The organism is Rhizobium sp. P28RR-XV (assembly GCF_012641385.1).
In the GTDB taxonomy this organism is placed as follows: Bacteria; Pseudomonadota; Alphaproteobacteria; order Rhizobiales; family Rhizobiaceae; genus Rhizobium.
This window is the reverse complement of the sequence record NZ_JABAIG010000006.1, coordinates 132,648-146,009: the sequence shown is the minus strand read 5'-3', so window position 1 is coordinate 146,009 and position 13,362 is coordinate 132,648. Positions and strand designations below refer to the sequence as shown.

The window sequence follows — 13,362 nt, the reverse complement described above, 5'->3', positions numbered from 1 at the left end:
TGCAATAAATAAGCGGCCGTCCGATTTCCATCGAACGGCCGCATTTGAAATGCTTCGAGTTCCGAGACCGATCAGATATGCCAGTCCGTCGTGTGGGCGGATTGAGCCGAGGCGGAGAGCTGGGCGGTATGATCCTCCAGGGAATAGGCCTTGATATAGTCGATCTTCATCTCGGATCCGTTCGGAAGCCCATCCGTCGGGATGCCCGCCACGCCGCCGACCGCGAGATCGACCAGCATATACATCGGACTGTGCATATCGGCGGGCGTATCGGCATGGGCGACGGCAACGTCGTCGAAATACCAGACGATCTGATCCTTGTCCCAAAGCACGCCGTAATTGTGGAAGCCGTTGGTGCTTGGCACTTCCACAGGAATGGACGTCTTCGTGTGCTCGCCGGTGGCATTCGAATGAACCGTGACATTCACCGTGGTGGGGTTCTGCCCGCGCATCTCCACCACATCAAGTTCCGGCGGCCAGGAGCCGTCCTCCGGCAACAGCCAGAATGCGGGCCAGACGCCCTGGTTGTGCGGCATCTCCGCTCGCATTTCGAAATAGCCATAGGTCTGCGAGAAGGTGGAGTGGGTGGTCAGAAGGCCCGATGTATAATCATGATTCTCGACGATCGACTTCAATGCATCCGGCGTTTGTTTCGCCGTGATCGTCAGGACGCCGTCCGAGACGGAAAACGGGTTTGCGGATGCGGTCGGCGCATAGGACGGATTGATGTACCATTGTAGCTCATCGTTCAGGCTGCTGCCCTTGTCCGGTGCCCAGGAATATTTCGCATCCCAGGTGCCTTGCGTTCCCTCATGCAGCGAAAGCGTATTGAAATCATCCGAAAAGGTCTGCGTCAGCGACGCTCTGTCGAGCCCCAGCTGGAACTGGTCTGCGTGAAGGTCGGACACGGTCTTGTTGGCGAAGACCAGGCTTTCGCCATTGCCGAGGTCGAGCCGAAGATTGGCGCCCTCCTGGGTGGAATGGCTGACGACCTGATCGAAGGACGTCAGGCCGTATTGGTTGAGCCTGACCTTGTCGTCATCGCTGAAGTCGGTGATGAGATCGCTGCCGTTGCCCTTGGTGATGAGGAAGGTATCGGCCCCGCCGCCGCCGATGAGCACATCGTTGCCGCCGCGGCCATCAATGGTCTGGCTGCCGCTGCCGCCGGTGATGATGTTGTCGGCGTCGTTGCCATAGGCGTGGCGGTTGTCGCCCGTGACGGTAAGGTTTTCGACATTGGCGGGCAGCGTGTAATCCATCCAGGTGCTGACGGTATCGATGCCGGCATTGGGAGCTTCATAGACCCGATTGTTGCTCGAATAGAGATAATAGATATCGTCGCCGGTGCCGCCCATCATCGTCACGTTGACGGTGTTGTCGCCCCACATGGAATCATTGCCGGCGGTCCCGTAGAGCGTCGGTCCCGAGCCGGTGGCGGAAAAGAAACCTGTCGACGTACCGCTATAGTAAAGCGGTTGTCCAAGAGCATTCAAAACTGAATTGGGCATGAGAAACCTCTTCCTTGCTGCCGGATCAGCTCCTCAACCGATCTAATATTTCTCCCCACTCATATGCATCAGATAGCGTGCATTGCTTTTCTGCCCAGCCCCTGCGGCAAGTTTTTTCGCCGTAGCCAAGGATAGGAGCGAGACGGGCTGATTGGGTGGAAATGCCCGCTTCCGATGCACTCTATTTGCAATGCCGCCCTGAAGTCGTTTTGCAAAACAAGGAGCTTATTTTGCCAATTCAATTTCGGCCGACATCGGACAAAGGCTTTTTCGGGAAGCGAGGAAATCGATGAAAGTGCGAACTTTGGCCGAAAGATATTTCCTGGTGGGATAGACCGCATGCAGGGTGGCCTTGAACGTCACATCCTCGGGCAGAACCATTTCCAGGCGGCCATCGGCGATGTCAGCTTGCGTCATCCATACCGGCAGAAAGACCAGCCCCATGCCTTCCAACGCTGCCAGATGCAGCATGATCTCGTTTTCGCTCTGCATGACGGGGCGGAAGTTCACCGTTTCAGGGCCTTTCCTCCCATCGAATGTCAAATTGCCGTTGGCGTTCATGCCGCTATAGGCCAGGAGCGAGTGACCATTGAGATCGGCCACTTCGGTGGGACGCCCGGTCCGCAAGAGATAGGCAGGGGATCCTACAAGGTGAAATGGAAGCTGCAGCAACGGACGTGCGACAAGGCTGGGATCCAGCCGCCCCGGTGCCGTCGCGCGCAGGGCAAGATCGAAGCCCTCGTCGACCAGATTGACGATCCGGCCGCTGAGATCGATGTCGAAGCGCACGTCGGGATAGCGCTGGTGATATTCGGCAAGCGCGCGAGCGACGAGCGCATTTGCTATCCACACCGGAGCGCTTAATCTCAAGGTTCCGCGCGGCATGACGGTAACGTTGCTGACAGCCGCTTCGACTTCGTCGAGGCCGTCAAGCATTTGCCGGCTCTGGTTGAAGTAGAGCGTGCCGCTTTCCGTCATGCTGACATGCCGGCTCGTTCGGTTCAGCAAGCGCGTGCCCAGCCGATTTTCCAGGTGCATCACATGTTTGCTCGCCATCGCGGGTGAGAGACCAAGGCGATCGGCCGCAGCCGTAAAGCTTTTAAGCTCAGCCACCGTGCAAAAGACCCGCATGCTCATCAATGTATCCATGGATCATCAACATAGAGGAAATGTTTCTTCAATGTAAGCTGGATTGATCAATGATGATGAAAGGTTAGTTTGCATTGCGCGACGCTTCTCGGCTCATCATCCCTTCCGGTCTTGAGGCGGATAGCCGTCGCCTCGAAAAGGATGCAACACGTGAACAAGTTTCGTCTTCCGACCTATTTCATCAGCCATGGCGGCGGTCCCTGGCCCTATATGACCGGCGATTTCCGCAGCAATTTCGACAAACTCGAGCAATCCTTGATCGATATGCGCCTCGAGCTCGGCAATACGGTGCAGGCAATCCTGGTCGTTTCCGGCCATTGGGAAGAGCAGGGCTTCGCCATTTCGTCGGGCGCTCAGCCGGGGATGGTCTACGACTATCACGGCTTTCCGGAGCATCTCTATCGCATCAAATATGGCGCGCCGGGCTCGCCGGAGCTTGCCAGGCGGGTGCGGGCGCTGCTGAACGGGCGCGGCCTCGCGGCAGAGCTCGATCCGACCCGCGGCTTCGATCATGGCACCTTCAGCATTCTCAAGCCGCTCTACCCGGAAGAAAACGTTCCCGTCGTCCAGCTTTCGCTCGACACCAGCTATGATCCCGCTCTGCATCTTGAAGTCGGGCGCGCGCTGGCGCCGTTGCGCGATGAGGGCGTTCTGATCATCGGAAGCGGTCTCAGCTACCACAATCTTCCGGCGATGCGCGGGAAAGAGGGTTACGAGCCATCCAGGCAGTTCGACGCCTGGCTGCAAGAGACGCTGGTCCATTCGTCTGCCTATGAGCGTGCAAAGCTGTTGCTCGATTGGGAACAGGCACCATCCGCACGCGCGGCACATCCACGCGAGGATCACCTCATTCCGCTTATGGTGGCCGTCGGCGCTGCCGGGGACGAAGCCGGGGCCGTCACCTACCATCAGACCGATTTCGCAGGCGGGCTTACCGCCTCGAGCTTCCGCTTCGGCGATGCACCAGCGTCGATACCGTCCCATGGAGAACCGGGATGAGCGACCCGTCGACGCCGCACTCAAGCGATGATGAAACTCCGGACGGAAAATCTCGAACTCAAAGCCACCGCCGCTTGACGATCTCAACGGCCATTCAGGAGAAGGACTATGTTGAACACGACGAAATGGACCCCTCACGTTCTCGCCATTTTGCGGATCGTCACCGCGCTGCTGTTCCTTGAGCATGCGACCATGAAATTCTTCCAGTTCCCGGCGGCAATTCCCGGCGTAACCTACCCGTTGCCCGCCATCATGCTCGTCGCCGGCGCACTTGAAATCGTCACCGGCCTGCTGATGACCGTCGGCCTCTACACGCGCATCGCCGCTTTTGTCGCATCGGGCGAAATGGCGGCCGCCTATTGGATGGCGCATGCGCCCCAGGGCTTCTGGCCGGCGCTCAACATGGGCGAGGCAGCCATCATGTTTTGCTTCATCTTCCTCTACATCGCCTTTGCCGGTGCCGGCAGCTGGGCATTCGACAACACCCTGCGCGCCTCTTCGAAGCAGGTATCGCTCACGGAGCGGGCATAGGGCCAACGCGCTCCCGTCATTCGACGGGAGTGTGTCATCCAAGCGATCTGAGTAGCAGCCGGCGCCTCTTGCCGATCCGATCGCACGTTCCTTGGCCTCCTCGACGTCTAGCGCAAGAGCCGAAATCCGCGGAGGCCGCGACAACCCATGGAGACAAGGCAATGAAGGCTGTGCTTCTGAAATCCTATGGTGGCATCGATCAATTCGAGGTCGGCGATATTCCCATGCCAAAGCCGGGTGCGGGTGAGGTTGTGATCAAGATCGCAGCATCCGCCGTCAATCCCTTCGATCTTATTTTGCGCCAGGGTTTCATGGCCCGATACATACCGCTTCCGCTGCCGGCGGTTCTGGGCGGCGACGCCGCCGGGACGATTTCGGACATTGGCGAAGGTGTCGAAGGATTGGCGGTTGGCGATCGCGTCGTTGCCGATTTTTCGGCGAATGGCAAAGGGGCACACGCCGAATTCGGGCTCGTTCCAGCCACTTCCGTTGCCAGGCTGCCCGCCGCACTGAGCTTCGAGCAGGGAGCGGCATTGGTAAAGGCTGGCCTGACCGGGCGACAGACTGTGGATGCCTTGGGTGTCAAGGCAGGGGACCGCGTATTGATCTCGGGCGGGCTTGGTTCCGTCGGCCGCGCCGCCATCCAATATCTTAAGCAAATAGGTGCCCAACCGGTCGCAGGCGTGCGGCCCGAGCGGATGGGCGAGGCGCGTGAACTGGCCGGGGAAAGTCTGGACATTACCGTGCCGGCAACGAGCCCCACCTTTCAATATGCTATCAGTGCCGCGGCGCCCGTGGCCGAAAACCTCATCGGACACGTGGCTGCTGGCGGCCAGGTCGCAAGCATCGTTCCTGTGCTCGAAGATGCCAATCCCGGTAACCGCGTGACCATCCACGAGCTCTACCACCGAACCGATGCCGCGACGCTTGACGCGGTTCTCGACGCGGCAGTTCGGGGACTGCTGGAGATACCGATTTCGCAGGTTTTTGCCCTGGAAGAATTGGGCCTGGCCCAAGATGCGGTCGCCAGGGGAGCGCAAGGTAAAGTCGTGCTCAGGCATTGAGCATTGCACTATCGCTCGCAGCGCAGCCTTCGCTGTTTCGCCGTCCAGAGCGGTGCTAAAACGATCTATCGGTTCCGTTTACTGGTTCGATAGCCTCTGCCGGAAGGCCGGCCAATCGATGACAACGTCATCACTGCGAACACGTGTCACAATCAGTGGCACGTGTTTCATCATATGCACGCTGCTTGGCAAAGATGGCATCCATGTTCGCCCTTATCCAGCGGCTGAGCGCTGAAATCTCTGCGCGCCGATCCAATCCAGTCGGACAAACCAAATAGGCACACCGAAGGTCCTGAGGCGGGAAAGAGATTTTCCGTTTCCGCCAACCCAAGAGATGGCTGTTCCTTTTAATCTACCTTTTTTGTGGACAATATTCGCATTATCGAAAACGCAGGTGATTTCCGAAAGGGATGAGGATGAGTGCGCCCAAACTCGTCGGCTTTGCCGGCAGCTTCAACAGGCCGTCGAAGACCCACGTGCTGGTCCGGACAGTTGCCGATCTGGCAAGCGAGCGGTATGGTTTTACAAGCAGGGTTTACGATCTGCACGATGTCGGCGCCTCGCTCGGATCGGCGCAATGGCGCAGGGATCTCGACGATCAGGCGAGACGCGTGATCGATGACATCGTGTCGTCAGACGCTCTCGTCATTGGCTCGCCGACCTTCAAGGGGTCCTATCCCGGACTGTTCAAGCATTTGATCGACCTCATCGATCCCCATGAGCTGCGGGCAAAGCCGATCATCATCACGGCGACCGGCGGCGGAGACCGGCATGCGTTGATGGTCGAACATCAGCTGCGGCCGCTCTTCGGCTTCTTCATGGCTCATACCTTACCGACGGCGGTCTATGCGTCGGATCGCGATTTCACCGACTACAAGGTCTCGTCCGAGCCACTGGCCGGCCGGATCAACGAGGTCATCGGCGAACTTTCGGCCTTTTTCCCGCATCCGGTGACGAGGCTTGCCGCTGCGGAATGATGGGCGGTCAGGCCCGAACGCCTCGGATTTGTCAACGGAATGGACGATTACATGAGATGGAATGTCATCAGCCGCCTGAAGACGATTTTTGCCGGTCCTGCGCTGCAGACGATGGATGTTCGCACGCGGCCCGTTGATTGGATCGCGTCTACCGAACGGGACCGGGAGCTCTCCGCCCGCGACTACGAGATCTATTATTGGTGCTCCACGCCGGCGCCCTGGTATTGAAAGCCCTGTACTGAAAGGATGCGCCTTTGATGTCGTGTCGCGAGTTGAGCTTCCTATCGTCATTCGTCGCGAGGCTTCCATGACCCGAGTACTGATCGTTCCGGGCCTTTTCGGCTCGGGGGAGGGGCACTGGCAGCGTCACTGGCTGCAGGATCATCAAGATGTCCGGCTGGTCGAGCAGGATGATTGGGACTTTCCCCGTCTCGGCAGCTGGATGGAAAAGCTGGAGGCGGCGCTGGAAGAAGCCGGCGATGCCTATGTGGTCGCGCACAGCCTGGGCTGCATATTGACGGCAAGATTGGCCGGCCGGCCGGCCGCGCGAAGGGTCAAAGGGGCGCTGCTTGTCGCACCCTGCGATATTCCAGTGACCGAAACCCTGCATGCCGGACATCTTTCCTTCGGCACGATGCCGACGGAAGCCCTGCCGTTTCCCAGCATCACCATCGGAAGCCTGAACGATATCTATATGAGGCTCGACCGGCTGACCTTGTTCGGCCGGCTGTGGAATTCCGATGTCCGCAATATCGGTCTTGCGGGGCATATCAATATTGCCAGCGGCTTCGGGCGCTGGCCAAGCGGTTATGGCTTCCTTGACATACTGAAGACGCGCAGCAGGCATCGCCGGCCGCAAGGGTTTTCGACGGCAGTCGCAGTCCCCATTTAAAAGAAGGCTTTTCATATCGAACGTTCGACGCCATTGTGCGGCGGATTTTCTGATCCTACCCCACATCGGCGCATTGAAGGCGTGCAACGGGGCAGAACTTGGAGGTAAGACAATGAGTTTGCGCATCAACGATATTGCTCCGGATTTCACGGCGGACACGACCCAGGGCGAAATCCAGTTTCACGACTGGATCGGCAATGGCTGGGCCGTGCTGTTCTCCCATCCGAAGAACTTCACGCCCGTCTGCACGACGGAACTCGGCGCGATGGCCGGCCTCGAAGGCGAATTCCGCAAGCGCGGCGTCAAGATCATCGGCATCTCCGTCGATCCCGTCGAAAGCCATGGCCGGTGGAAGAACGACATCAAGACGGCGACCGGCTTCGATGTCGATTATCCGCTGATCGGCGACAAGGACCTCAAGGTCGCCAAGCTCTATGACATGCTGCCGGCAGGCGCCGGCGAAAGCTCGGAAGGCCGCACGCCGGCCGACAACGCCACCGTCCGCTCCGTCTTCGTCATCGGCCCCGATAAGAAGATCAAGCTGATCCTCACCTATCCGATGACGACGGGCCGCAACTTCAACGAAATCCTGCGCGCAATCGACTCGATCCAGCTGACATCAAAGCATCAGGTCGCGACGCCGGCAAACTGGCAGCAGGGTGAAGACGTCATCATCACCGCCGCCGTCTCCAACGAAGACGCGATTACCCGTTTCGGCTCGTTCGACACGGTATTACCCTATCTGCGCAAGACCCGGCAGCCGGCTGCCTGATCCGGATAAGCGGCTGAAATTTGCCAAAGAAGCGATGCGGCCCCAAGGGCCGCATCAGCTATTTCATAGGCTGACGTTTTCCCGCAGGAAATCCAGAAGCGCCCGCACGCGGGCCGGTAGCGGGCCGCCCTGGCCGATATAGACGGCATGGAATTCCTCGACATCGCCGGGATTGCGCTCTTCCAGCACCGGCATCAAACGACCCGCCGCAATATCCGACCTGACGGTGAAGGCGGCGAGCCGCGCCAGGCCGGCGCCACCGAGCGCAAGGTGGCGCATCGCCTCTCCGTCACCCACCTGCAGGCTGCGTGCGGACGGAATCACAGCAATTTCGCCATCAAACAGCAACGGCCAGCCTTCCATCGCCCGGATATAGGCAAAGCCGATGCGGCAATGTTTCTCCAGCTCTGCGGCAGAGCGGGGCGTGCCGTGCCGCCGCAGGTAATCCGGCGAGGCGACGATGACCTTGCGCGTTGCTCCGAGCTTGCGGGCCGTCAGGCTGGAGCTTTTCAACGGCCCGGCACGGATTGCGACATCGGCCCGCTCTTCCATCAGATCGACGATCCGGTCGGTGTGAAAGATCTCCAGCGAGACATTCGGATGCAGCCCCATGAAAACGGGCACAAGCGGTGCCAGCACATGGTTTCCGAACGAGCCGCTGGTATTGATGCGGATGTGGCCGGCAACCTGCTCTCCGGCCGAGGCATGGCGTTCGGCCTCGGCGATATCGGCGAGGATGGTAAGGCACCGCTCAAAGAAGGCGCAGCCTTCGGGCGTGAGCTGCAGCCGCCGCGTCGAGCGGTTGATGAGACGGGTGCCAAGACGCCTTTCCAGCCTCGTGATAAGTTTGCTGACCGCCGAGGGCGTCATGCGGCAGGCCGTGGCGGCGGCGGTAAAGCCGCCGAGTTCGACGGCGCGAACGAAGACTTCCATCTCGCCGGAGCGATTGATCTCTTGGCGGCTCATGATGAATTGAAATCACAAATCAGTTTCTTTTCGGCAATCTATATCATCTTCCTTTGGCGGTCTATCTATCAACAACCAACAGGAGACAGATGATGGAATACAGAAATCTTGGCGCTTCCGGCTTGCGCGTTCCCGTGCTCAGTTTCGGCGTCGGCACGTTTGCCGGCAGCGGCCCCCTCTTCAGCGCCTGGGGCTCGACGAATGCGACGGAAGCGCGGCGTCTGGTCGACATCTGCCTGGAGGCCGGCGTCAATCTTTTCGATACGGCCGATGTCTATTCGGCGGGCGCGTCGGAGGAGGTGCTTGGCCAGGCGGTCCAGGGCAGGCGGGATGCCGTGCTGATCTCGACGAAGACAGCGTTGCCGATGGGCGACGGGCCTGCCGATTGGGGAAGTTCGCGTTCACGGCTGATCAGATCGGTCGACGCTGCCTTGCGCCGTCTCGGCACAGATTACATCGACCTCTTGCAATTGCACGCTTTCGACGCCTCGACGCCGATCGAGGAGACACTCTCCACTCTTGATCAGCTCGTGAAGGCGGGGAAGATCCGCTATATCGGTGCGTCCAACTTCGCCGGCTGGGAGCTGATGAAGTCGCTCGCCATTTCCGAAAAGCACGCCTATGTGCGCCATGTCGCCCATCAAGTCTATTATTCGCTTGCCGGCCGCGACTACGAATGGGAGCTGATGCCGCTGGGTAGGGATCAGAATGTCGGCGCCCTCGTCTGGAGCCCATTGGCATGGGGCCGACTGACAGGCAAGATCCGCCGCGGACAGCCATTACCGGAAAAGAGCCGGCTGCACGAAACGGCGACCTTCGGACCACCGGTCGATGACGAAAAGCTGTTCGATATTGTCGATGTGCTGGATGAGATCGCGAGCGAGACCGGAAAGAGCGTGCCGCAAATATCAATCAATTGGCTGCTGAGCCGGCCGACGGTTGCAAGCGTCATCATCGGCGCGCGCAACGAAGAGCAACTGCGCCAGAATCTCGGCGCGGTCGGCTGGACGCTCTCGAAAGAGCAGATCGAGAAGCTCGACAAGGTGAGCGAGCTGACGGCTCCCTATCCCTATTTCCCGTATCGGCGTCAGGAAGGCTTCGCGAGACTGAACCCACCTCTGGTCTGACGCGACAGGCGATATCCTCGCCCGTTTGGGATGAAGGCAGTGGCGCAAACGTGTGCGCCGCCGCCAAACTCACGTTTAGCGACCACCCTCGATCTTGCGATGGCGCTGGTTCCGCCCGCCTTCACCGTAAGGATAGGCAGCTGGCTGAGGCGCGCTGATCTGGTTCAGCCTGTCCATTTCCGCGTCCGTAAGCTTCAGCTCGGCTGCGCCGAGATTATCGGCAAGTTGCTCACGCGTGCGGGCGCCAAGGATGACGGAGGTGACCGCCGGTCGGGCTGCCGTCCAGGCAAGCGCCACCTGCGCCATGGTAACGCCGCGCGCCTTGGCGATCTCCTCCACGGCAGCGATGATTGCCCAGGTGCGCTCCTCAGCGTTGCGTGGGGCAAAGGATTCGCTGCCGCGATTGGGGTTCTCGCCAAGCCGAGTGGCGCCGGTCGGCGTCTCATCGCGCTTGTACTTGCCCGTCAGCCAGCCGCCGCCAAGCGGCGACCAGGGAAGCAGGCCCATGCCGGCATCCAGGCAGGCATCGACAATTTCAAGCTCGATGTCACGAACGAGCAAATTATATTGCGGCTGCAGCGTGACCGGGCGCGTATAGCCCCGTGCCTTGGCGATCTCGACGGCCTTGGCGATATGCCAGCCGACATAGTTGGAGAAGCCGTAATAGCCGATCTTGCCGGCGCGCACGGCATCGTCGAGAAACCGGAGCGTTTCTTCGATCGGCGTCAGGGCATCCCAGGCATGCATCTGATAGAGATCGATATGCTCGATGCCGAGACGGCGCAGGGAATCGTCCAGCGCCTGGCCGAGATGCCGGCGCGACAGACCGAGATCGTTCGGTCCGTTGCCCATCGGGAAACGGCCCTTGGTGGCGATGACGGCCTGGCGGGCCTCGGCCGGGCGAGCCTTCAGCCAGCGGCCGATGATCTCCTCCGACTTGCCGGCACTGTAGACGTCGGCGGTATCGATGAAATTTCCGCCCCAGGCGAAATAGTCGTCCAGCAGTTTGTGCGACGCGGCTTCGTCCGCTTCCGCGCCGAAAGTCATGGTGCCAAGGCAATAGGCCGTGACGACGGCCCCGCTCGGGCCGAGCTTGCGATAATCCATTCCTGCCTCCTCTGAACGGAGCGCTGGCGCCGATCGGCAAAGCTCTCGGAAGAGCTGCAGGCTCCGTGATCCATAGCAATGTGGTGCTTGAGACGGCCTCCACCGTCGATCAGATATGGCGCCTGCCACGTCAGCGTCAGGGCCACGGCAATACCATAGCCAATCATCCCATGATTACCAAGCGCATTCGTTGCCTGAATGGCCTGGCTTGCGTAAAATTCTCCGTGATGATTCCTCTTTCGCCGAATGCCTCCTTGCATGGATGAAACGCCGACCAGCCGCATGCTCTCCTGGGCACGCAACTCCACCATCTATCGTCTCGAACGCCGGATGATGACCGAGAAGCAATTGTCCGGCGCGATCGCCAAGAAGGCGAAACAGAAATTCGAGGATATCAGCGATGCGCAGATCAAGGCGCTTGCCGATTTCGCCGTCAAATTCGCCTATGAGCTGAAAGTGCTCGATGATGTCGCCTTCGCCGAGATCAGCACGCGTTCGGCAGTTCGTTCCGGCAAATCGAAGAAAGCCATCGCCTTCAAGCTCGCATCCAAGGGCATAGATGGTGAAACCGTCGTCGCAGCAGTGGAAGAGGTCGATGATCTCCATTCCGCTGTCATCTTTGCCAGGAAGCGTGGCTTCGGACCCTTCCGGCGCGGCGAGCTCGACGAGAAGCGCAAGGCAAAGGAACTCTCCGCCTTCGCCCGCAACGGTTTCAGCTTCGCTGTTGGCAAGAGGGTCTTCGATATGGAACGAGAAGACGCCGAAGAGCTATTGCTGTCGGCCTCGGCATTCTGAAGCCGAATGCTGATTGAAATAGCCAAGGTCAGCCGCTAGCTTTGCCGCGCTTGAGTGGGGCGTGCAGGGGAAGTTCGTGAAAGCAGACATTCGATTATTCGTGGCGGCGACGTGCATTGCCTCTTTGCCGATGACTGCCCATGCCGATTGGCAGGCGGTGGAGACGACCAAGACCTATGCGATTGCCGGAACGTCAGGCGGCGAGCTTTACGACTCGATCGGCGAACGCGGCCCGTTGCTCGGGCCAAAGGTGAGAGCGATCGCCCATACCGATTTCAAGCTGACATGGACACGAAAATACGAGCCGCAGCCGGACGGTGCCTGCACGATCACCGTCAACATACCGAAGCTGACGATCACCTACACCTTGCCGAAACCCTCGGCGCAACTGCCCGCTTCGACCCGCAAAAGCTGGCAGAAATTCATTGCAGGCGTCGCGGCGCATGAGCGGGTGCATGGCGGCTACATCAAGGATATGGTCAAGGAAATCGAAGCCGTCAGCGTCGGCTTCTCCGTCGCCGACGACCCGAAATGCACCAAAATCCGCGTCGAACTCACAAAGCGTCTCGGCGAGATTTCCAGCAAGGAGCGACAGAAAAACAGCGACTTCGACAAGGTCGAATTCAGCGATGGCGGCAATCTCCAGCAGCTTGTTCTGAAGCTGGTCAGGGAGGAATAGCTGTAAGAAACGCAGCCAGCCGTACGCGACCGGCTGCGTCTAGCTGATCAAGGCTTAGCGGCCCTTCCGCTTCCGCCACTCGGCGAATTTGAGTTTCGGCGCGTCGCTGGTCGCCGGATAGAGGCCGATGATGGTCGCACCGTTCATGACCTCTTCGGTGACGAAATCCTCGTAAGCCGTCATCTCCACGGTCTCACTGGCGATTTCATCGGCTAGATGCGCGGGAATGACGATGACGCCCTCATTGTCGCCGACGAGAACGTCGCCGGGAAAAACCGCCACGTCACCGCAGCCGATCGGGCCATTGATTTCGATCGCCTGATGCAGCGTCAGATTGGTCGGTGCGGACGGCCGGTGATGATAGGACGGGATATCAAGGGCGGCGATTTCCGGACTGTCGCGGAAGCCGCCGTCGGTGACGACGCCGGCCACACCACGCACCTGCAGGCGCGAGACCAGGATGGAACCGGCCGAGGCGGCGCGCGCATCCTTGCGGCTATCCATGACCAGCACGAAGCCGGGCGGGCATTGTTCGACGGCGGCGCGTTGCGGATGCTCCGGATTGCGGAAAACGTCGAGCGTGTTCAAGTCTTCGCGCGCCGGGATGTAGCGAAGCGTGAAAGCCTGGCCGATCATGTTCGCCTTCTTCGGCGAGAGCGGCCGCACATCCTGAATGAACTGGTTGCGCAAGCCGCGCTTGAAAAGCGCGGTCGCGATCGTCGGTGTTGCGACGCCCATCAGCTTGTCGCGCGTCTCGCTGCTCAAAACGTAATTGCTCATGCGATATATCCTTTGA

At 59.8% G+C, this 13,362-nt stretch carries 15 protein-coding genes; 10 read left to right on the top strand and 5 right to left on the bottom strand.

The features are described from left to right. Window positions 1–71: 71 nt before the first annotated feature. Both HGP12_RS14470 and HGP12_RS14465 read right to left on the bottom strand, forming a co-directional pair. On the bottom strand, window positions 72–1,508 hold the full coding sequence (locus tag HGP12_RS14470) for a family 16 glycosylhydrolase (RefSeq protein ID WP_168842229.1): 1,437 nt from the start codon (window positions 1,506–1,508) through the stop codon (window positions 72–74). A 225-nt stretch (window positions 1,509–1,733) separates the two neighbouring features. Continuing rightward, complete coding sequence (locus HGP12_RS14465; RefSeq protein ID WP_168842230.1) at window positions 1,734–2,657, bottom strand: LysR family transcriptional regulator; 924 nt, start codon at window positions 2,655–2,657, stop codon at window positions 1,734–1,736. A 210-nt stretch (window positions 2,658–2,867) separates the two neighbouring features. On the opposite strand from HGP12_RS14465, the gene HGP12_RS14460 reads away from it, so the two are divergent. The 7 genes from HGP12_RS14460 to HGP12_RS14430 all read left to right on the top strand — a co-directional run bounded on the left by HGP12_RS14460 (window position 2,868) and on the right by HGP12_RS14430 (window position 7,892). Beyond that, complete coding sequence (locus tag HGP12_RS14460) at window positions 2,868–3,656, top strand: DODA-type extradiol aromatic ring-opening family dioxygenase (RefSeq protein WP_246703407.1); 789 nt, start codon at window positions 2,868–2,870, stop codon at window positions 3,654–3,656. Between the two features lie 108 nt (window positions 3,657–3,764). After that, window positions 3,765–4,187, top strand: a complete 423-nt coding sequence (locus tag HGP12_RS14455; protein ID WP_168842232.1) for a DoxX family protein — start codon at window positions 3,765–3,767, stop codon at window positions 4,185–4,187. A 161-nt stretch (window positions 4,188–4,348) separates the two neighbouring features. Next, window positions 4,349–5,251 (top strand): NADP-dependent oxidoreductase, encoded by a 903-nt coding sequence (locus tag HGP12_RS14450; protein ID WP_168842233.1) that lies wholly within the window; start codon window positions 4,349–4,351, stop codon window positions 5,249–5,251. A gap of 416 nt (window positions 5,252–5,667) precedes the next feature. Beyond that, window positions 5,668–6,228: an FMN reductase gene (gene msuE / locus HGP12_RS14445; RefSeq protein WP_168842234.1), complete on the top strand. Its 561-nt coding sequence runs from the start codon at window positions 5,668–5,670 to the stop codon at window positions 6,226–6,228. Between the two features lie 51 nt (window positions 6,229–6,279). Next, window positions 6,280–6,456 carry a hypothetical protein gene (locus tag HGP12_RS14440; protein WP_168842235.1) on the top strand — a complete coding sequence of 59 codons (177 nt, stop codon included), beginning with the start codon at window positions 6,280–6,282 and terminating at the stop codon, window positions 6,454–6,456. A gap of 79 nt (window positions 6,457–6,535) precedes the next feature. Further along, window positions 6,536–7,120, top strand: a complete 585-nt coding sequence (locus tag HGP12_RS14435) for an alpha/beta hydrolase (protein WP_168842236.1) — start codon at window positions 6,536–6,538, stop codon at window positions 7,118–7,120. Window positions 7,121–7,232: 112 nt separating this feature from the next. Continuing rightward, complete coding sequence (locus HGP12_RS14430; protein WP_168842237.1) at window positions 7,233–7,892, top strand: peroxiredoxin; 660 nt, start codon at window positions 7,233–7,235, stop codon at window positions 7,890–7,892. A gap of 63 nt (window positions 7,893–7,955) precedes the next feature. Here HGP12_RS14430 and HGP12_RS14425 read toward each other — a convergent pair whose 3' ends face one another. Then, on the bottom strand, window positions 7,956–8,858 hold the full coding sequence (locus HGP12_RS14425) for a LysR family transcriptional regulator (protein WP_168842238.1): 903 nt from the start codon (window positions 8,856–8,858) through the stop codon (window positions 7,956–7,958). 92 nt (window positions 8,859–8,950) lie between these two features. On the opposite strand from HGP12_RS14425, the gene HGP12_RS14420 reads away from it, so the two are divergent. Beyond that, entirely contained in the window at window positions 8,951–9,985 is a 1,035-nt protein-coding gene (locus HGP12_RS14420) for an aldo/keto reductase (protein ID WP_168842239.1), read from the top strand. A 75-nt stretch (window positions 9,986–10,060) separates the two neighbouring features. Here HGP12_RS14420 and HGP12_RS14415 read toward each other — a convergent pair whose 3' ends face one another. Continuing rightward, on the bottom strand, window positions 10,061–11,092 hold the full coding sequence (locus tag HGP12_RS14415) for an aldo/keto reductase (protein ID WP_168842240.1): 1,032 nt from the start codon (window positions 11,090–11,092) through the stop codon (window positions 10,061–10,063). 258 nt (window positions 11,093–11,350) lie between these two features. Between HGP12_RS14415 and recX the strand changes: the two genes are divergently transcribed. Then, window positions 11,351–11,887, top strand: a complete 537-nt coding sequence (gene recX, locus HGP12_RS14410; protein WP_168842241.1) for a recombination regulator RecX — start codon at window positions 11,351–11,353, stop codon at window positions 11,885–11,887. A 130-nt stretch (window positions 11,888–12,017) separates the two neighbouring features. Then, complete coding sequence (locus HGP12_RS14405; RefSeq protein ID WP_168842358.1) at window positions 12,018–12,566, top strand: DUF922 domain-containing Zn-dependent protease; 549 nt, start codon at window positions 12,018–12,020, stop codon at window positions 12,564–12,566. A gap of 54 nt (window positions 12,567–12,620) precedes the next feature. Here HGP12_RS14405 and HGP12_RS14400 read toward each other — a convergent pair whose 3' ends face one another. Further along, on the bottom strand, window positions 12,621–13,346 hold the full coding sequence (locus tag HGP12_RS14400; RefSeq protein WP_168842242.1) for a ribonuclease activity regulator RraA: 726 nt from the start codon (window positions 13,344–13,346) through the stop codon (window positions 12,621–12,623). Between the last annotated feature and the right edge of the window lie 16 nt (window positions 13,347–13,362).